This is a genomic window from Paenibacillus sp. VMFN-D1, from assembly GCF_003386155.1.
Taxonomy (GTDB): Bacteria; Bacillota; Bacilli; order Paenibacillales; family Paenibacillaceae; genus Paenibacillus_AQ; species Paenibacillus_AQ favisporus.
In genome coordinates this window covers 632835-650740 of record NZ_QRDU01000003.1, presented here as the reverse complement: position 1 = coordinate 650740, position 17906 = coordinate 632835, and the positions used below count along the sequence as shown (strand labels likewise).

17 protein-coding genes, 8 tRNA genes and 1 rRNA gene are annotated in these 17906 nt (G+C 54.8%); all 26 read left to right on the top strand.

The window, feature by feature from the left end; translation table 11 throughout:
* Positions 1–97: ribosomal RNA gene (locus C7820_RS23900) — 23S ribosomal RNA — on the top strand; the annotation flags it as partial.
* 107 nt (positions 98–204) lie between these two features.
* Positions 205–296: transfer RNA gene (locus tag C7820_RS23895), tRNA-Ser, on the top strand.
* 30 nt (positions 297–326) lie between these two features.
* Positions 327–403 (top strand) — tRNA-Met (locus C7820_RS23890).
* A gap of 9 nt (positions 404–412) precedes the next feature.
* Positions 413–488, top strand: a tRNA-Val gene (locus tag C7820_RS23885).
* Between the two features lie 6 nt (positions 489–494).
* Positions 495–570 (top strand) — tRNA-Thr (locus C7820_RS23880).
* 11 nt (positions 571–581) lie between these two features.
* Positions 582–658 (top strand) — tRNA-Asp (locus C7820_RS23875).
* A 115-nt stretch (positions 659–773) separates the two neighbouring features.
* Positions 774–846: transfer RNA gene (locus C7820_RS23870), tRNA-Phe, on the top strand.
* An 8-nt stretch (positions 847–854) separates the two neighbouring features.
* Positions 855–940, top strand: a tRNA-Tyr gene (locus C7820_RS23865).
* A 7-nt stretch (positions 941–947) separates the two neighbouring features.
* Positions 948–1020: transfer RNA gene (locus C7820_RS23860), tRNA-Lys, on the top strand.
* Between the two features lie 155 nt (positions 1021–1175).
* Positions 1176–2318, top strand: coding sequence for a PucR family transcriptional regulator (locus C7820_RS23855; protein WP_258875368.1), 1143 nt, complete (start codon positions 1176–1178; stop codon positions 2316–2318).
* A gap of 105 nt (positions 2319–2423) precedes the next feature.
* Entirely contained in the window at positions 2424–3548 is a 1125-nt protein-coding gene (locus C7820_RS23850; RefSeq protein WP_076173198.1) for an ABC transporter ATP-binding protein, read from the top strand.
* A gap of 187 nt (positions 3549–3735) precedes the next feature.
* Positions 3736–4677 carry an HPr(Ser) kinase/phosphatase gene (gene hprK / locus C7820_RS23845; protein WP_076173197.1) on the top strand — a complete coding sequence of 314 codons (942 nt, stop codon included), beginning with the start codon at positions 3736–3738 and terminating at the stop codon, positions 4675–4677.
* Positions 4678–4689: 12 nt separating this feature from the next.
* Positions 4690–5721, top strand: a complete 1032-nt coding sequence (lgt, locus tag C7820_RS23840; protein ID WP_089549417.1) for a prolipoprotein diacylglyceryl transferase — start codon at positions 4690–4692, stop codon at positions 5719–5721.
* 7 nt (positions 5722–5728) lie between these two features.
* Positions 5729–6370 (top strand): pyrophosphatase PpaX, encoded by a 642-nt coding sequence (gene ppaX, locus C7820_RS23835; RefSeq protein WP_076173195.1) that lies wholly within the window; start codon positions 5729–5731, stop codon positions 6368–6370.
* Positions 6371–6377: 7 nt separating this feature from the next.
* Positions 6378–6917: an acyltransferase gene (locus C7820_RS23830; protein ID WP_116233113.1), complete on the top strand. Its 540-nt coding sequence runs from the start codon at positions 6378–6380 to the stop codon at positions 6915–6917.
* Between the two features lie 205 nt (positions 6918–7122).
* On the top strand, positions 7123–8316 hold the full coding sequence (locus C7820_RS23825; protein ID WP_116233112.1) for an ATP phosphoribosyltransferase regulatory subunit: 1194 nt from the start codon (positions 7123–7125) through the stop codon (positions 8314–8316).
* A 77-nt stretch (positions 8317–8393) separates the two neighbouring features.
* Positions 8394–9026, top strand: a complete 633-nt coding sequence (gene hisG, locus C7820_RS23820; RefSeq protein ID WP_116233111.1) for an ATP phosphoribosyltransferase — start codon at positions 8394–8396, stop codon at positions 9024–9026.
* A 57-nt stretch (positions 9027–9083) separates the two neighbouring features.
* Entirely contained in the window at positions 9084–10379 is a 1296-nt protein-coding gene (hisD, locus tag C7820_RS23815) for a histidinol dehydrogenase (protein ID WP_116233110.1), read from the top strand.
* Between the two features lie 3 nt (positions 10380–10382).
* Complete coding sequence (gene hisB, locus C7820_RS23810) at positions 10383–10985, top strand: imidazoleglycerol-phosphate dehydratase HisB (protein ID WP_076173190.1); 603 nt, start codon at positions 10383–10385, stop codon at positions 10983–10985.
* A 2-nt stretch (positions 10986–10987) separates the two neighbouring features.
* Positions 10988–11608, top strand: coding sequence for an imidazole glycerol phosphate synthase subunit HisH (gene hisH / locus C7820_RS23805; protein WP_116233109.1), 621 nt, complete (start codon positions 10988–10990; stop codon positions 11606–11608).
* A 44-nt stretch (positions 11609–11652) separates the two neighbouring features.
* The gene (hisA, locus tag C7820_RS23800) at positions 11653–12393 is read left to right on the top strand and encodes a 1-(5-phosphoribosyl)-5-[(5-phosphoribosylamino)methylideneamino]imidazole-4-carboxamide isomerase (protein ID WP_076173188.1); all 741 of its coding nucleotides are present in this window, start codon (positions 11653–11655) and stop codon (positions 12391–12393) included.
* A 100-nt stretch (positions 12394–12493) separates the two neighbouring features.
* The gene (gene hisF / locus C7820_RS23795) at positions 12494–13252 is read left to right on the top strand and encodes an imidazole glycerol phosphate synthase subunit HisF (protein ID WP_116233108.1); all 759 of its coding nucleotides are present in this window, start codon (positions 12494–12496) and stop codon (positions 13250–13252) included.
* On the top strand, positions 13249–13950 hold the full coding sequence (gene hisIE / locus C7820_RS23790; RefSeq protein ID WP_116233107.1) for a bifunctional phosphoribosyl-AMP cyclohydrolase/phosphoribosyl-ATP diphosphatase HisIE: 702 nt from the start codon (positions 13249–13251) through the stop codon (positions 13948–13950). The genes hisF and hisIE overlap by 4 nt, the downstream gene beginning before the upstream one ends.
* A gap of 13 nt (positions 13951–13963) precedes the next feature.
* A complete protein-coding gene (gene hisJ / locus C7820_RS23785; RefSeq protein ID WP_116233106.1) occupies positions 13964–14788 on the top strand; it encodes a histidinol-phosphatase HisJ in 825 nt (274 codons plus the stop codon).
* 165 nt (positions 14789–14953) lie between these two features.
* Positions 14954–15901 carry a ribose-phosphate diphosphokinase gene (locus C7820_RS23780; protein WP_116233105.1) on the top strand — a complete coding sequence of 316 codons (948 nt, stop codon included), beginning with the start codon at positions 14954–14956 and terminating at the stop codon, positions 15899–15901.
* Between the two features lie 241 nt (positions 15902–16142).
* Positions 16143–17870: a tetratricopeptide repeat protein gene (locus C7820_RS23775; protein WP_116233104.1), complete on the top strand. Its 1728-nt coding sequence runs from the start codon at positions 16143–16145 to the stop codon at positions 17868–17870.
* Positions 17871–17906: the final 36 nt, after the last annotated feature.

Here is a 17906-nt window from a genome sequence, read left to right as displayed (position 1 = left end):
GTAAGACCCCTTGTAGACGACGAGGTAGATAGGTTGGAGGTGGAAGTGCAGCAATGCATGGAGCTGACCAATACTAATCGGTCGAGGGCTTATCCAAAATATAAAACACAGATTCGTTTCGTATCTAGTTTTCAGGGAGTCAAATTCCTGAATGTGTTTTGAAATTATTCTTGGCTATACATTTTGTATACCGAGGTTATGCTTGGAGAGATACCCAAGTGGCTATAAGGGGACCCTCTGCTAAGGGGTTAGACTGCGTAAGCGGTGCGAGGGTTCGAATCCCTCTCTCTCCGCCATTTGAATCACATCTTAGCAAGTTTTAGTATGGCGGCGTAGCTCAGCTGGCTAGAGCGTACGGTTCATACCCGTGAGGTCGGGGGTTCGATCCCCTCCGCCGCTACCATACATACCTGGAGGCTTAGCTCAGCTGGGAGAGCATCTGCCTTACAAGCAGAGGGTCGGGGGTTCGATCCCCTCAGCCTCCACCATCATATGCCGGTGTAGCTCAATTGGTAGAGCAACTGACTTGTAATCAGTAGGTTGGGGGTTCAAGTCCTCTCGCCGGCACCATCTAATAATGCGGGACCGTGGTGTAGAGGCCTAACATGCCTGCCTGTCACGCAGGAGACCGCGGGTTCGAATCCCGTCGGTCCCGCCATTATTATTTACTTCATCTATATGCTTGATATAGATTGAAGATGATGTTTTGCATAGTGAATTTCCACAGCGTAAAGTGGGAAGATTAAGATCACCCGCTTTATTTTTGTATGTATGGCTCGGTAGCTCAGTCGGTAGAGCAGAGGACTGAAAATCCTCGTGTCGGCGGTTCGATTCCGTCCCGAGCCACCTTATATGGAGGCTTAGCGAAGTGGCCAAACGCAGCAGACTGTAAATCTGTTCTCGTACGAGTTCGGTGGTTCGAATCCATCAGCCTCCACCAGTTGTAAGAGCCATTAGCTCAGTTGGTAGAGCACCTGACTTTTAATCAGGGTGTCGAAGGTTCGAGTCCTTCATGGCTCATCACAAAGACCATTAACCTTTCGGTTGATGGTCTTTTTGTCTTTTATGGCCTGACGATCTGGTGTGCATAAGAAGTGTGGTTTTCGATTTTATATAGGAATATGGTAAGATGATTAATAAAAATGGCAAAGTGGTGGATGACATCAATGGTGGAGATGGAAACATTACGAAGCAAGTTGGAGCAGGTCGTAGGCGGAACGTTACATATCAAGGAGCTGAGCAAACAGCAGTCGGAGGCGGTTTATTTACCCGTTTCGATATCCAGCAAGGCTTCTTCGAAGAAAGGGAAGCAGACCGAGCATAGAAGCCTCCAGGATGTGGTGATGGTGGAGGACAAAGTTTGGTTCCCGCTGTTTATCAAGAACGGGCGGGTACACGTAATTGAAACCAGTTCTGAGCTGGTCAATGATGAAGTATCCCGCTTGATCGGTGTACTGCTGTCTGCGGTAAGAGAGCAAACAGGTGATGCCGTGGAAGCCCAGGGCGATGAGGAACGGGATCTCCTGAGACTAAGTCAATGGATTCAAGAGCAGCTCGACCTGGGACACGACGATGCCGAATTGCCTGACGATTTGGAACTAAAACGTCTGCTTTCCGCAGAGATGACTCCCTTTTTGCTGACTTGTGAGAGTATCCATGCCTCCGATGTTAAGGGGAGCCAGCTGAAAAAGCTGCTGCGCAGCTACTTCGATGGAGAGGTAGTGCTTGCGGCTCTCCGCGACAACGAGTGGCTCATCTTGGCCAGAAAAGAATTGGTGGCCGGCAGCAATGACGAGAAAGAAGAGGATAACGGCGAATCGGAAACAGACATGCTCTCCGCGTTCTGTATGGGGCTCTATGAGCTGATTGCAAGCGAATGGGTTGGCGCTTTTCATCTATCCGCCGCGCCTTCGTTCATCCCCTTGAAGTCACTGCCGGGCACGGTAGGCATGCTTCGGGAAACTATTTTCTTGGGACGGACGTTTCATGTGTCGGAGCATGTCCACTTTCCATGGGAGCTGCTCCTTGAGCGTTTAATCTACAGCATCCCGATGGAGCAGCGCCGCCGCTTTCTCGAACAGGCAGGAGACCACGGCGTATTGTTCAGCGACAACGAGACGTTGTCGACACTGGAGACTTTCTTTCAGCTCGACTGCAATGTCAGCGAGACGGCGAAGCGACTATATATTCACCGAAACACCCTTTTATACCGGCTTGATAAGATCAAACAAGAGACCAATCTGGACGTTAGAAGCTTTGGGGACGCGGTTTTGGTGAAGCTGACGATGCTATTGTATAAAGTGACGAAAAGAAAATAGGTTTTTTGTGCAGATTGTGTATAGCCAGTCTGCGAGATGTTGGGTAATATATAACTATCATAATGTATTCGATTTCATAACTATACACTAAGGGGGCAAATTCACATGGCAGGTGTACGTTTAGAGCATATTTTCAAAAAGTATCCGGGTTCTGACAAAGCAACAGTTATGGATATCAACCTTGATATCAAGGATAAGGAGTTTCTGGTGTTGGTAGGTCCTTCCGGTTGCGGTAAATCTACGACGCTTCGTATGATCGCCGGTCTGGAAGAAATCTCTGACGGTAAACTTTACATTGGCGACCGCGTCGTGAACGATGTAGCTCCTAAAGACCGCGATATCGCGATGGTGTTCCAGTCCTACGCTTTGTATCCACACATGAACGTATACCAAAACATGGCCTTTGGTCTGAAGCTGCGTAAAGTGAAAAAGGATGAAATTGATAAACGTGTACGTGAAGCTGCGAAAATCCTCGATATCGAGCATTTGCTGGATCGTAAGCCAAAAGCTCTTTCCGGTGGTCAACGTCAGCGTGTTGCCTTGGGACGTGCGATCGTGCGTGATCCTCAAGTCTTCCTGATGGACGAACCGCTTTCCAACTTGGACGCTAAACTTCGTGGTCAGATGCGTGCGGAAATCACGAAACTGGTGAAACGCCTTGAAACCACTTGTATCTACGTAACACATGACCAGACGGAAGCCATGACGATGGGTGACCGTATCGTGGTTATGCAGGACGGCATTATTCAACAAGCTGCTTCTCCGGAAGAGCTGTACAACAATCCAAACAACCTGTTTGTTGCCGGCTTTATCGGATCGCCTACCATGAACTTTATTAACGGAACACTCAGCGAGTCCAACGGTTCTGTACGCTTCAAATCCCAAGGACTTGACGTAGAAGTTCCAGGCGGTAAAGCGCAAATCCTGAAGAGCAAAGGCTACATCGGCAAAGAAGTGATCATGGGCGTTCGTCCGGAAGATATTCATGAAGAGCCTGTATTCCTGGAAGCATCTCCGAATACGATCTTCACGGCCCATGTAGACGTAACAGAAAACCTTGGTCACGAAATGCTCCTCTACCTGAGCGGATTGGGTAACGACACCGTTATCGCCCGTGTAGACGGACGTTCTACGACTCGTGAAGGCAACAGCGCTCGTTTGGCTGTCGACATGAACAAAATTCATATCTTCGACAAAGAGTCTGAGCTGAACGTATTGTTGGCTGACTAATTCCAGGCGGAATGCCTGAAGATGAAGAGCCGCCCTTTCGGGCGGCTCTTTTGTATTTGGAGCGAATAGGCGGCTGACATTGCATTCATAGGAAATATCATTTACGATGGGTACATTAGAAAATTCATGGTTTGACCGGCGGCAGTCGGCTGACAGAAGAGCCAGCTGATAGAAAGGGAGACGTGAAATGGCTAAGAAAGTAAGAGTATCTGAATTGGTCCAGCAATTTCAGCTGGAGGTCATTTCAGGGGAACACGGCCTAAGACGGGCCATCACGACAGACGATTTAAACAGACCGGGTCTGGAAATGGCAGGTTATTTTGAATATCATCCTGAGGAACGGGTGCAGCTGCTGGGACGAACGGAGCTGGCCTTTTTTGCCATGCTTACGGCAGAAGAACGGAAAGAACGGATGGAGCGCCTGTGCAGCAGCGAGGAAACGCCTTGTATTGTTGTCACGAGAGGGCTGGAAGTGCCCGAAGAATTGATCCATTTTAGCCAGGAAAAGAACCTGCCCATCCTGCGGAGCAATATGGCGACGACCATCCTATCCAGCCGGATTACCGGCTTTCTGGAGAGAAAGCTGGCGCCGACCACTACCATTCATGGCGTACTGTGCGACGTCTATGGGGTAGGCATGCTGATTACCGGCAGCAGCGGCATCGGGAAGAGTGAAACCGCACTGGAATTGGTCAAACGGGGCCACCGGCTGATCGCTGATGATGCGGTGGAAATCCGGCAGACCTCGGACTTTCAGCTGCACGGATCGGCTCCTGAGCTGATTCGCCATCTGTTGGAGATCCGTGGCGTCGGGATAATCAACGTCATGACCCTGTTCGGAGCCGGAGCAATCCGGAACAACAAACGAATTACGCTTGTCGTCAAGCTCGAGGCCTGGCAGCAGGATAAACAGTACGACCGGCTCGGACTGGATGAAGAAACGACCAAAATCATCGATACCGACATTCCTCTCGTGACCATTCCGGTACGTCCGGGACGTAACCTTGCGGTCATCATCGAAGTGGCGGCCATGAATTACCGGCTGAAGCAAATGGGTTTGAATGCGGCCCTGCAGTTTACGAATAAGCTCACAGCCACCATTGCAGAAGATATGGACGATATGGACTAGGAGAGTGGATACATGGCTACATTGCTAATTAATCCGATCGCTTTCTCGATTGGATCCCTGTCGGTTCACTGGTACGGTCTGATCCTGGGCTTGGGGGCGCTGGTTGGCCTCCTCCTGGCCATCCGGGAAGGCAGAAGATTCGGCATTATGCCTGAATTTTTCATGGACTTGCTGCTGCTGGGAGTCCCGTCGGCTATTATTGGGGCGCGGATCTATTTCGTGGCCTTCATGTGGGACGATTACAAGAACAACCTGCTGGACATTTTTAAAATATGGAACGGCGGGATTGCCATCTACGGTGCGCTGATCGGAGCGATCATTTGCGCCATCATCTATTTCCGTTACAGAGGGTACAACTTCTGGCGCATTGCCGACATTTGTGCACCCAGCCTGCTTACGGGGCAAATGATCGGTCGCTGGGGCAACTATGTGAACCAGGAAGCGTACGGCGGTCCGGTGAATGAGTTTTTCCTGCGGAACAATCTGCATTTGCCTGCTTTTATCGTAGACCAAATGAACGTCGAGGGCGTATACCACCATCCGACCTTCCTGTACGAATCGTTATGGAGCCTGGTGGGCATCATCATTTTGTTTATTCTCCGTCGTCAAAAGTTTTTGCGCGCGGCTGAATTGTTCCTTTCTTATTTTATTTGGTACTCGATCGGGCGGTTCTTTATCGAAGGACTGCGGACGGACAGCCTTGCTTTTAAGGGTCCGGAATGGCTGGCATCGATGGTTAACGGTTTGTGGAAACCGATGGAGTGGATGGGATTCGAGCACGGTGCGCTTGACCCGAACTACGGAAATGTCCGCATTTCCCAGCTCCTGGCCATCCTGATTATCGTCGTCGCCATTGTATTGATCATTGTGCGCCGTACAACCGGTCAGGCGAAGGAGCACTATCTGGATCCGATCGTCTCGACGAAAGCGCCGAAAGATACGGTGCCGGAAGCAACCGCGCTGGATCATGATGCTAAAGTAGAACCCGTTGCTACCCCTGAGCACCGCGAGGAGAACGCCGTAGTGGAGGACAAAAAGGAGTAACGACAGCATGATAGATACCGTACTGTTTGATTTGGACGGAACGATTATTGATACGAATGAATTGATTATCAGCTCGTTTATGCATGTACTGGAGAAGCATGTGCCGACTCCCCTGACCCGGGAAGTGATCATTCCAAAAATGGGGATGACGCTGGAGCAGCAGCTCCAGTTTTTCTCGGGGAGCGAGGATGTGACCCATTTTCACCAGGCTTACAGAACGTATAACGACGCTCATCACGACGAGATGGTACAGCCTTTTCCGCATGTGCTGGAGGTAATCAAGGAACTGGACCGGCGCGGCATTACGATGGGCGTTGTGACCACCAAAAACAAGCCGGGGACGTTCCGCGTGCTGGAGATGTTCGGGTTGGACAAGTATATGAAGGCGATTGTAACGGTGATGGACGTCGAGCATCCCAAACCGCATCCGGAGCCGGTTCTGATGGCCATCAGCCAGCTTGGAGCGGATCCGGCAGCAACGTTGATGGTCGGGGACAGCCCGGTGGATATTCAATCCGCCAAGGCGGCAGGCGCCCGGTCTGCAGGGGTCGCTTGGTCGCTGAAAGGCGAGAAGGTGCTCCGCGAGTATAATCCGGATTACATACTGCATGATATGACCGATTTATATTCCTTGGTGGAACAGGAGTAAGGCGATTGTGAGCAGAAACGTGACCCGTTACCCGGTCGAAGGCCCGAACGCGCTGTGGCAAATCTATAGAACGGTCAGCCCTTGGAAAGGGGTTAAAAATTTCATATGTATACAAGCGGCCCGGTACTGCCCGATTCTTCCGCTAAAGAATTGGATCTACCGTCACCTGCTGGGGATGAAGGTGGGAGAGCATGCTGCCTTTGGCCTGATGGTCATGGTGGACGTGTTCTTTCCGGAGAACATTACGATCGGGGACAATTCGGTGATCGGGTACAACACGACGATTCTCGCCCACGAATATTTGATTAAGGAATACCGGCTGGGACAAGTCCTGATCGGCAGCAATGTGCTGATCGGAGCGAATACGACCATTTTGCCGGGAGTCACGATTGGGGACGGCGCTGTCATTGCCGCCGGGTCCGTCGTGCACAAGAGCGTACCGGCGGGTGCCTTTGTCGGCGGAAACCCGCTGCGCGAGCTGAGACGTTCGGATTCGAAAACGGAGGAGGAGGCGCATTCCTCGTCCGTGCCGGCATCGGATGAATAAAGGCAGCGCCGCACATACGAAAACATTCAAAAGCTTGGATTTTGAATGTTTTTTTTGTATCAAGCCGAGGCAAGTGCACGGAAGTGAAACGTATGGCAATTGACGAATCTGCCTTTTCATGTTAATATAGCCATTATTCTTTACTTTGGTAGTATGGTAGCACTTTAACACGATGAAGAAATATAACTGTTCGAGGTGATGGGACGTGACCAAGCCGAAAGGTTTTGAAAAGCCTTCAGGCGTCCGCGATTATGTGCCTTATGCGGTCTCCAAGCTGCGCCGGATCGAGCGCGACGTGCTTGACTGCATGAGCCGCTGGGGTTACCGGCAAATCATGACGCCGACGATGGAATATTACGATACGGTAGGCGTGGCAAGCTCCACGTCGGACCGCAAGCTGTTTAAATTATTGAATAACCGGGGCACCACACTGGTGCTTCGTTCGGATATGACGGCTCCGATCGCCCGGGTGGTTTCGTCGCTGCTGAAGGAAGAGCCTCTGCCCATCCGGCTGTCTTACCACGCGAACGTGTTCCGGGCCATTGAGGAAGAAGCCGGACGGGAAGCGGAATTTTTTCAGACCGGGGTAGAGCTGGTCGGTGACGATTCACCCGAAGCGGATGCCGAGGTCGTGGCGCTGGCCATCGAGTCTTTGAAGGCGGCAGGAGTGTCCTCTTTTAAAATTGCCATGGGCCACGTCGGGTTTCTCAACGGGTTGTTTGATGAAATCCTCCCGGGATCAACCGAAGCTCAGCAATCACTGAAAGAGGGCCTGCTCAGCCGCGACTTCGTCGGTTTCCGTAAAACGATCAGCGAGCTGGGTGTAACGGATGAACAGCGGAATTGGCTCGAAGGTCTTCTCCGTCTGCGCGGAGGCCAGGAAATTTGCGATCAGGCGCTGGAGCTGAGCGGTCATCCGCTCGCAAGAGCATCCATCAGCCATTTGTGCAAAGTATGGGAGGTGCTGGAGGCGTATGGCGTGTCGGAGCACGTGCTTATCGATCTGACGATGATCGGAGACTTTTCCTATTATACAGGAATGACGTTTGAAGGCTACGCCTCCGAGCTTGGCTTCCCGGTCTGCAGCGGCGGACGGTACAACAATCTGCTGAAGCAGTTTGGACGGGATGTTCCGGCGACGGGATTCGCGCTGAAAACGAACCGTATTCTGGATGGCGTCAACGGCGTGCAGGAAGCGGCTGTGCTGCCTGTTCTCGTCCGTTATGACGCAGCTCATCGCAAGGAAGGCCTGGCGGAGGCGGCGAGGCTTCGTGCGCAGGGACAATCGGTTGTTACGCTGTTGATCGACGGAGATCATACCGGCCCGGATGCGGCGCAACCAGGGGCGACCAGCCAAGCTTATGGAGAGGTTATCACTTTTGGCGGGAGTTTGGGGTAAAGAGACCCTGGGGCAGGATTAGAAAGACATAAACAGCGAATTGAGATAGATGAACATGAGAAGCAGGAGGGAGAACGTTGGCAGAAACTTTAAAAGTGGCGATGCCGAAAGGGCGGATCTATAAAAAAGCGTCGGCATTGTTCCGTGAAGCCGGCCTTCCGATCCCGGAAGAGGTCGATGAGTCGCGCAAACTGGTCATTCCGCTGCCGGAGCTGGACATGGAATTCATTCTGGCCAAACCGGTGGATGTGCCGACCTTCGTGGAATACGGCGCCGCGGACATCGGCATCGTCGGCAAGGATGTACTGATGGAAGAAAATCGCGATGTCTACGAGCTGCTGGACTTAGGTATCGCCAGATGCCGGATGTCCGTGATCGGTCTGCCCGACTGGAAGCCGGGCATTCAGCAGCGCGTAGCAACGAAGTACCCGAATGTGGCGTCGCAGTACTTCCGCGAGCAGGGGCAGCAGGTTGAGGTGATCAAGCTGAACGGCTCCATCGAGCTTGCGCCGTTGATCGGGCTTTCCGACCGGATTGTCGATATGGTGGAAACCGGTCAGACGCTGCGGGAGAACGGTTTGGTGGAAATGAACAGCATCTTTGAAATAACGAGCCGTTTGGTGGCTAACCGGGTGAGCTATCGGATGAAGAACGGGCAAATCCAGTTGCTCTGCGACCGGCTTCAGAAAGTGATTTCCGCTTCGGAATAGTTCGGGATAAAGCCAAGCAGAGTGGATGGCGAAGAGATAGCAGAGGGGGAGAATGGGATGAAAATCGTACCGGTTGAGGATTTTGATCTGCGGCGGGAGGTCGAGTACGGCACGCCGGAGCAAAATGCAGCCGCCAAACGGATCGTGCAGGACGTAAAGCAGGAGGGCGATGCAGCGCTGCTCCGGTACACGGAAGAGCTCGACCGCACGAAGCTGACGGCATCGGGGCTGCGCGTGACCGAAGAGGAGCTGAAGGCGGCCTACACAAAGGTTGAGCCATCGTTCGTCGAAGCGATTTCGGCGGCGGCGCGCAACATTCGCGCGTTCCACGAGAGAGAGAAAAGAAACTCCTGGATGGATCTGCAGCCGGACGGCAGCATCTTGGGGCAAATCATCCGTCCGCTGAAGCGGGTCGGCGTCTATGTGCCGGGCGGGAAAGCGGCCTATCCGTCGTCCGTGCTGATGAATGTCATTCCGGCTCAGGTGGCGGGCGTTCCGGAGATCGTCATGGTGACGCCGCCGGCGACGGGCGGAAAAGAGGGCATCAACCCGTATATTCTGGTGGCGGCCGCGGAAGCCGGCGTCCATGAAATTTACCGGGTTGGCGGTGCCCAGGCCATCGCGGCACTGGCGTACGGCACGGAGACGATCGCGCCGGTGGATAAGATCTGCGGGCCGGGCAATATTTATGTCGCGCTGGCCAAGCGGGAAGTGTACGGTGCGGTCGACATCGACAGCATCGCCGGGCCGAGCGAAATCGTCGTGCTGGCCGACGAGCAGGCCGACCCCGAATTCGTGGCGGCCGACCTGTTGTCCCAGGCCGAGCATGACGAGATGGCGTCCGCGATTCTGGTGACGCCTTCGCGGCAGCTGGCGGATGCGGTCGCTGCCGAGGTAAAGCGGCAGCTGGAGAGCCTGCCCCGCCGGGATATCGCGGCGGCTTCGATGGAGGGCTACGGAGCCATCATCGTGGTGGAGTCGCTGAAGGAAGGCATTTCGGTCGTCAACCGGCTGGCGCCGGAGCACCTGGAGCTGATGGTCCAGGATCCGATGGCGATCGTCGGGCTGATCGAGAATGCCGGGGCGATTTTCCTCGGAGCATACAGCTCCGAGCCGGTAGGGGACTATTTTGCCGGGCCCAACCACATCATTCCGACAAACGGCACGGCCCGGTTTTCTTCACCGGTCGATGTCGATGATTTTATTAAAAAGTCCAGCATGATCTACTACAGCAAGGAAGCGCTCCTGAAAAACGGCGAAGCGATTATGGAGCTGGCGCGCGGCGAGGGGCTGGAAGCGCATGCCCGGGCCATTGAGGTCCGGCTGAAACGCGAAATCGAAGGGAGAGACTAGAACATGACTAATCAAAGCAGCGAGCGCCGTGCAAGCATCAGCCGCAAAACGAACGAGACCGACATTCAGCTGACGTTTGGCGTAGATGGCACCGGGGTATCCGAACTGGAAACGGATGTGCCGTTTCTGAACCATATGCTGGATCTGTTTACGAAGCACGGCCAGTTTGATTTGAAAGTGAAGGCCAAAGGCGACATCGAGATTGACGACCACCATACGGTGGAGGACATCGGCATCTGCCTCGGCCATACATTAAGGGAAGCCCTCGGCGATAAAAAGGGCATCAAGCGCTACGCGAACGTGTTTATTCCGATGGACGAGGCGCTCGCGCAGGTCGTGATCGACGTGAGCAACCGACCGCATTTCGAATACCGGGCGGAGTATCCTTCTAGCCAAGTCGGAAGCTTCTCCACCGAAATGGTGCATGAGTTTCTGTGGAAGCTGGCGCTGGAGGCACGTATCACGCTGCATGTCATCGTTCATTACGGCCAGAACACACACCACATGATCGAAGCGGTGTTCAAGGCGCTGGGGCGTGCGCTGGATGAGGCGACCAGCATCGATCCACGGGTTACGGGGGTTCCATCAACGAAGGGAGTGCTGTAACCGTGACGATCGCCATTGTGGATTACGGCATGGGCAACCTGCACAGCGTCAGCAAGGCCGTCGAACGTCTCGGCACCGAGGCGCTTGTGACGGGCGACCGCGAAGCCATTCTCGGGGCTGACGGCGTCATCCTGCCTGGCGTTGGCGCGTTCGGCGACGCGATGGAGCACCTGCGTGAAACCGGGCTTGACCGGGTAGTTCGGCAGGCCGCTGAGAGCGGTAAGCCGCTGCTCGGCATTTGCCTCGGCATGCAGCTGCTGTTTGGCAGCAGCGAGGAGCATGGCCATCACGAAGGGCTCAACCTCTTGCCGGGTCGGGTGGTCCGCTTCCCGGATGGCGAGCTGAAGGTGCCGCACATGGGCTGGAACCGGCTGCAGTTTGTGCAAAAGGATAGTCCGCTCTTCAGCGGCCTTACGGAGGGCCATGTGTACTTTGTCCACTCGTACCATGTGCTGCCGGACGAACCCGCCGATTTGCTGGCGGTAACGGATTACGGCCGTCCGGTGACCGCGATCGTGGGCCGGGGGTCGGTATATGGCATGCAGTTTCATCCGGAGAAAAGCGGCGAGCTGGGCGTGCAGCTGCTGCGCAGCTTTTTGCGGCTGACGGGAGCGAAGGTCTAACGCCTTCTTGACCGGCGTGGAATAACAGGAAAGCGGGGAGAACGATGTCTTCATTTATCATTTATCCGGCCATCGATATTCGCGGAGGCAAGTGCGTACGGCTGGTTCAAGGGGATTACAATCAGGAAACGGTATATAACGACAGCCCGCTCGAGGCCGCCAAGGCTTGGGAAGCACAGGGCGGTGCCTATATTCATTTGGTGGATCTGGACGGCGCCAAGGCAGGGCGCCCGGTAAACGACGAGGTCATTGGAGCCATTGCCAAAGGCGTTCAGGTCCCCGTTCAAGTCGGGGGCGGACTGCGCACCCTGGATGACGTGAAGCGCCTGCTGGGCCTTGGCGTGAGCCGGGTCATTATCGGCACGGCGGCGATCGAGGATCGCGCCTTTACTGAGGCGGTGCTAGGCACTTATGGAGACCGCGTGGCGATCGGAATCGATGCGAGGAACGGTTATGTGGCGACCCGCGGCTGGCTGGAGACGTCGGAGGTTAAGGCCGAGGAGCTGGCTAAAGAGCTGGCGGCCAAAGGAGCGGAAACGTTCATCTTCACCGATATCTCCCGCGACGGCATGATGCAGGGGCCGAACATCGAGGCCATCGTGTCACTGGCCAAAGCCAGCGGACGCACCGTGATCGCTTCGGGCGGCGTGACGGTCACCGAGGACCTGCTGAACCTCAGCGGACACCGCGGCGACGGCGTGGGCGGAGCTATCGTCGGAAAGGCGTTGTACACGGGCAGCATTCAGCTTGCGGATGCGCTTCGGCGAATCGCTGAACAAGCATAAACGTGAGGATCGAGAGAGCGGAAGCTCTCTTTTGCAGATATAAAGGGATAAACGGTAGTCAGACTACCATGTGAGCACGAAAAGAGAGGGAGCGAGGCCCATGCTGGCAAAACGAATCATTCCCTGCCTGGACGTTAAGGACGGCCGTGTGGTGAAGGGTGTTAATTTTGAAAATTTGCGGGACGCGGGCGATCCGGTGGAACTCGCGGCGCTGTACGACAAGGAAGGCGCGGATGAGCTGGTATTTCTGGACATTTCGGCGTCGGTGGAAGGACGCGCCACCATGGTGGAGGTCGTGCGGCAAACCGCAGGGGAAATCGCGATTCCGTTCACGGTAGGCGGCGGCATTTCCCATGTCGATGACATGAAGCGGATTCTGCGCGCAGGCGCGGACAAAATCGGCATCAACACGGCGGCCGTCCTGAATCCCCAGCTCGTATCGGAAGGCGCGCGCCGGTTCGGCTCACAGTGCATCGTCGTGGCCGTCGATGCCAAGTATAACGAGGCTTGGGGCGAGTGGGAGGTCTACACGCACGGCGGACGCAAAGCGACAGGCATCCGGGCGCTGAACTGGGTGAAGGAAGCGGAAGCCCTCGGAGCGGGAGAGATTTTGCTGACGAGCATGGACGCTGACGGCACGAAGGACGGTTTTGACCTTCCTCTCACCGCAGCGGTCGCGGACGCTGTCCGGATTCCGGTGATCGCTTCAGGCGGAGCGGGAACGAAGGAGCATTTTGCCGAAGTCTTCACGCAGGGGAAGGCGGATGCGGGTTTGGCAGCTACCATTTTTCACTACAAGGAAATATCGATACCGGAATTAAAGCAGGACTTAAAGCAAAAAGGGGTTGAAATCCGATGAGCAGCAACACACAGCAATTCTCACTGGAGCAGGTGCAGGGGCAAATCCGTTATGACGAGGCCGGCCTCGTACCCGCCATTATTCAGGACGCCACGACGCGTAAAGTGCTGATGATGGCTTATATGAACGAAGAATCGCTCAAACGGTCGATCGAAACCGGGGAGACCTGGTTCTGGAGCCGCTCGCGACAGGAGTTGTGGAACAAGGGAGCGACGTCGGGCAACACTCAGCGCATTGTGTCCGCCAGCTATGACTGCGACGGGGATACGCTGCTGTTCCTGGTCCGTCCGAAGGGTCCGGCATGCCATACCGGCGAGGAAACGTGCTTTTACCGCGGCATTGCCGTTCCGGGACAGGAGCAATCGGCCGAAGGGGTCGGTGCGGCGGGCGAAGGAAGACACCGCTTTGCGGTGCTGGAGGAGCTCGAGCAGGTGATCGCGGAACGCGAGAAGGAGCGTCCGGAAGGCGCGTATACGACCTATCTTTTTGACAAAGGCGTCGATAAAATTCTGAAAAAGGTCGGCGAGGAAACTGCAGAGACGATCATCGCAGCCAAAAACAAGGACAACGACGAGCTGCGCCTTGAGGTCAGCGACCTGATCTATCACCTTCTGGTGCTGCTGCAGGAACGCAAGCTGCCGCTGGATGATATCATGGCCGAGCTGGACCGCCGCCACGAGCGTCCCCGCCGGGATTAGGGGGGAAACCGCTATGTACATCGATTACCACACCCACCATGTCCGGTGCGGCCACGCCGTAGGCGAGCTCGAGGAATATGTGCGCCGCGCGGTTGACATCGGGCTGGGACAGATCGGTTTGTCCGACCATATGCCACTGCTTCATGTGGACCCGGCTTCGTATTACCCGGAGATGGCGATGCCGATGGAGGAGCTTCCGCGATATGTGGAGGAGTGCCTGTCTTTGAAGGAGCGCTACCGCGGCCAAATCGACATTCGGGTCGGCCTGGAGGGCGACTATATCGAGGGCTATGAGGCGGAAATTGAAAAGATCGTGAACGCATATCCTTGGGATTACATTATTGGCTCGGTGCACTTTTTGGGCGAATGGGACATTACGGATCACCGCCAGGTGCAAAGCTGGGAAGGCAAGGATGTCCTGAAGGTATACGAAACGTATTATGATGCGGTGAAAAAGGCGGCTGCCACCGGCTTTTACGACATTATGGGCCATCTGGACGTAATCAAGCGGTTCGGGTACCATCCAGGTCCCGAGGCGGCAAGGGAAGTAGAAGCGCTGGAAAACGCTGCCCTTGCCGCTGTTGCGGCCAGCGGGGTGGCGATGGAGCTGAATGCGTCGGGATTGTCCAAGCCCTGTGCGGAAATGTTCCCGTCCCGGCGCATGCTGGAGGAGGCATACCGGTTGGGCATTCCGCTCACGGTGGGCTCAGACGCTCATGATCCGCTCAAGCTGGGCGAGAATCTGGAAGCCGCCCGGAACATGCTCTGGGAGGTTGGTTTCCGCGAACTTGTTGTTTTCGAAGGGCGGAAGCGCAGCCGGATTCCGCTGGAGGTATAAGCAGGCTTGTAAGTGTACGGTCTGCTGCGGGCTTAGGGCCGTTTGAAGTGGCGCCGATGACAGGGACGGAAATATTTTTTCCGCCGGACTCATCGGCGCGATTTCATTCCGGGAGCGAACCGATGTATAATCTAAGTATAGAAGACGGGTTATCAGGAGGGTCGTATGCAACATAAGCTGCGTATTTTTTCCGGATCATCGAATCCTGTTCTAACTGAAAAAATTTGCGATATGCTGGGTGCGGAGCTGGGCAGCGTTAAGCTTTCCCGTTTCAAAAGCGGGGAAATCTATGTGAACTATGAGGAAAGCATCCGCAACTGCGACGTCTTCCTCGTGCAGTCCCTGTCTCACCCGATTAATGAACTGTTCGTCGAGCTGCTGGTCATGATTGACGCGGCCAAGCGGGCTTCGGCCCGTACGGTGAACATTATCGTTCCTTACTACGGGTATGCCCGCCAGGAACGCAAGTCCGCACCGCGTGAACCGATTACGGCCAAAATGGTGGCGGACGTGCTGACGACGGCCGGGGCGAACCGGGTCATTACAGTTGATTTGCATGCACCTGCTATTCAGGGCTTTTTTAATATTCCCGTCGACCATCTCACGGCGCTGGACCTCATCAGCGGTCATTTGAAATCGCTTCAAATCGACCAGCCGGTCATCGTGTCGCCGGACGCCGGAAGGGCGTCCACCGCGGAGAAGCTGGCGAATCACCTCGATTCTCCGTTTGCGATCATGATCAAGAAGAGACCTGCGCATAACGAGTCCGTCATTACGCATGTTATTGGCGATGTGAAGGGACGGACGCCGATCATCATCGAGGACTTGATCGATACGGGATCGACGATCGTCAATGTGGTCGAGGGCCTGAAGGAACGCGGAGCGTCCGAGGCGATCGTATGCGCCACGCACGGCCTGTTCTCGGCCGACGCGCTGCAGCGGCTCGATCATCCCCATATCCGGGAGATCGTAGTGACGGATTCGATCGCCATCCCGGAAGCGCGGCCGGAGAAGCTGCACATCTTGACGATTGCGCCGATGCTGGCGCGGGCCACACGGATTATTATCGAGGGCGGGTCGATCGCCACTTTATTCAAGGACGCCGGGGTATAGCTGCCCCGGGGTCTTTTTGCGCTTGCGCGGGGGATAAACGCGGTCTTATCTTCAATGAATATACGTCGATGTACATTTTTTATATAGTAGATTATGGCTTAGTTGCCCCTTGCATCTTATGGTATACTGTTCTGGATAGATTGAACTTAAAGTTCGGCGTATGTACTCTCTGATTCCAGAGGGGCGAAGCGGTGGCTTCAGTTCGTTCTATCCAGCAATCAAGGAGGTGCCTTGCTTAGGAATGAACGATTATCATCTGCGGGCGGAGGACCTACACCAAAAAGTAATACCCATTCAAATGGATGCCAATTTCTTTTTTGAACGAGCGGTTCGGTCTCTGGACCGGCACCGATACGATAAGGCATTAAAATATTTTCGCAAAGCTGTTGAATATGAGCCGGAAAATCCGGTGAATCATTGCAATATGGCGGGTATATTATCAGAGATGGGCGATTATGAAGGATCAAACGCCGTTCTTGCGCACATTTTGGAGCATGTGGATGCGACCATGACAGAGTGTTACTTCTATATGGCCAACAATTACGCCAACATGGAGAACTTTGAGGAAGCGGAACGCGCACTGGTCACGTATTTGGAGGAGGACCCGGCCGGGCAATTTTTGGACGAAGCGGAAGAAATGATGGAGCTGCTTCAGTATGAGCTGAAGCGGCCGACCAAGCTGAGCCGGATTAAGAGCCGCGGGGGCATCGTGGAGCACGAGCGCGCGCGGTCCCTGATGGAAGAAGGGAAGTTTGCCCAGGCGGCCGAGCTGCTGGAAGGCATCGTGAAGGAAGACCCCGACTTTCTTGCGGCGCGCAACAATTTGTCCCTTGCTTATTACTACATGGGCTTGTTCCGCAAAGCAAAGGAGACCATCGGCGAAGTACTGTCCCTGGAGCCGGGAAATTTGCACGGACTGTGCAACCTGGCGGTTTTTTACCAGCATGAAGGGGATACTGAAGCTTTAGATGGCCTGATGAAGATGCTGGAGGTTACGGTTCCTTTTCATCAGGAACATGTATTCAAGCTTGCGACGACGATGGGGATTCTGGGCCGGCATGAAGCGGCCTTCGGTCATTTCCGCCGCCTGCTGAAGGATGACGAGCTCAACGATGATCCGAGCCTCTACCATTACACAGCGGTCGCCGCTTATAATAGCGGCAGAAGCAAGGATGCGGCCCGTTACTGGAGCACAGCCATGAAGCTGGACCCGGAATCGGGAATTCCCCGGTTTTATTTGGACCAGCTGAGGGAAGGCTTCGGCGGAAGCGTCAAGCTCAGCTATCAATATCATCTGCCCTTTGAAGAGCAGCTGAAGCGGTGGGAGAAGGACGGGGAAGGCATGTCCGAGGAAATCAAGAACAACCCGCTGATTCGGTCTTCCTTCTCCTGGGCGCTCCGGTACGGAGATTCCGGTACCAAGCTGCAGGTCATCCGGGCCTTGGCCTGGATTGCCGATGACGAAGTCAAGGAGACGCTGATGACCTTCCTCGAAGACCCGGACGTGCTGAGCGAGCTCAAAGCTGAAGCGCGTCGGGTGCTTCGGGATCTCGGGGTTGAGAGCTCCGAACTTCCTGGCACGGCCGTCGGGGCAGCGGCATACCGTGAAGTGGCTGCGGGTCTGCCCAAGTGGAACGGGACGCTGCAGTCCGTCGTCGACAAGGCCCTGAAAAGCATGGAGACGGTGGCCGACCGCGCACAGAAAAACCATGTGCAGCAATTATGGCACCAGTTTATCAATAAGCTGCATCCCGAGACACCTCTCATCAGGCAGGCGGAGGGCTGGTCGGCGGCTCTGGAATACTTGACGGCCAAGAAGCACGGGCGCGCCCTGACTTACCAGGAGGTGGCCCAGCGCTATGGCGTTTCGGTCTCCACGGTGAGCCGCAACGTCAAGCGGATCGACAGTGTATGTTCACTGGATGAAGAAAGCGATGATATTTTCCGGCCTTTTACGGAGAATATCTAAATAGACCCATTCATTTCCGTTCGAAAAGGAGGCAAT

Coding starts and splice junctions, on each gene's coding strand:
- C7820_RS23855 (WP_258875368.1), top strand. CDS start 1,176: ATGGAAACATTACGAAGCAAGTTGGAGCAGGTCGTAGGCGGAACGTTA.
- C7820_RS23850 (WP_076173198.1), top strand. CDS start 2,424: ATGGCAGGTGTACGTTTAGAGCATATTTTCAAAAAGTATCCGGGTTCT.
- hprK (WP_076173197.1), top strand. CDS start 3,736: ATGGCTAAGAAAGTAAGAGTATCTGAATTGGTCCAGCAATTTCAGCTG.
- lgt (WP_089549417.1), top strand. CDS start 4,690: ATGGCTACATTGCTAATTAATCCGATCGCTTTCTCGATTGGATCCCTG.
- ppaX (WP_076173195.1), top strand. CDS start 5,729: ATGATAGATACCGTACTGTTTGATTTGGACGGAACGATTATTGATACG.
- hisD (WP_116233110.1), top strand. CDS start 9,084: ATGAAAATCGTACCGGTTGAGGATTTTGATCTGCGGCGGGAGGTCGAG.
- hisB (WP_076173190.1), top strand. CDS start 10,383: ATGACTAATCAAAGCAGCGAGCGCCGTGCAAGCATCAGCCGCAAAACG.
- hisA (WP_076173188.1), top strand. CDS start 11,653: ATGTCTTCATTTATCATTTATCCGGCCATCGATATTCGCGGAGGCAAG.
- hisF (WP_116233108.1), top strand. CDS start 12,494: ATGCTGGCAAAACGAATCATTCCCTGCCTGGACGTTAAGGACGGCCGT.
- hisIE (WP_116233107.1), top strand. CDS start 13,249: ATGAGCAGCAACACACAGCAATTCTCACTGGAGCAGGTGCAGGGGCAA.
- hisJ (WP_116233106.1), top strand. CDS start 13,964: ATGTACATCGATTACCACACCCACCATGTCCGGTGCGGCCACGCCGTA.
- C7820_RS23780 (WP_116233105.1), top strand. CDS start 14,954: ATGCAACATAAGCTGCGTATTTTTTCCGGATCATCGAATCCTGTTCTA.
- C7820_RS23775 (WP_116233104.1), top strand. CDS start 16,143: ATGAACGATTATCATCTGCGGGCGGAGGACCTACACCAAAAAGTAATA.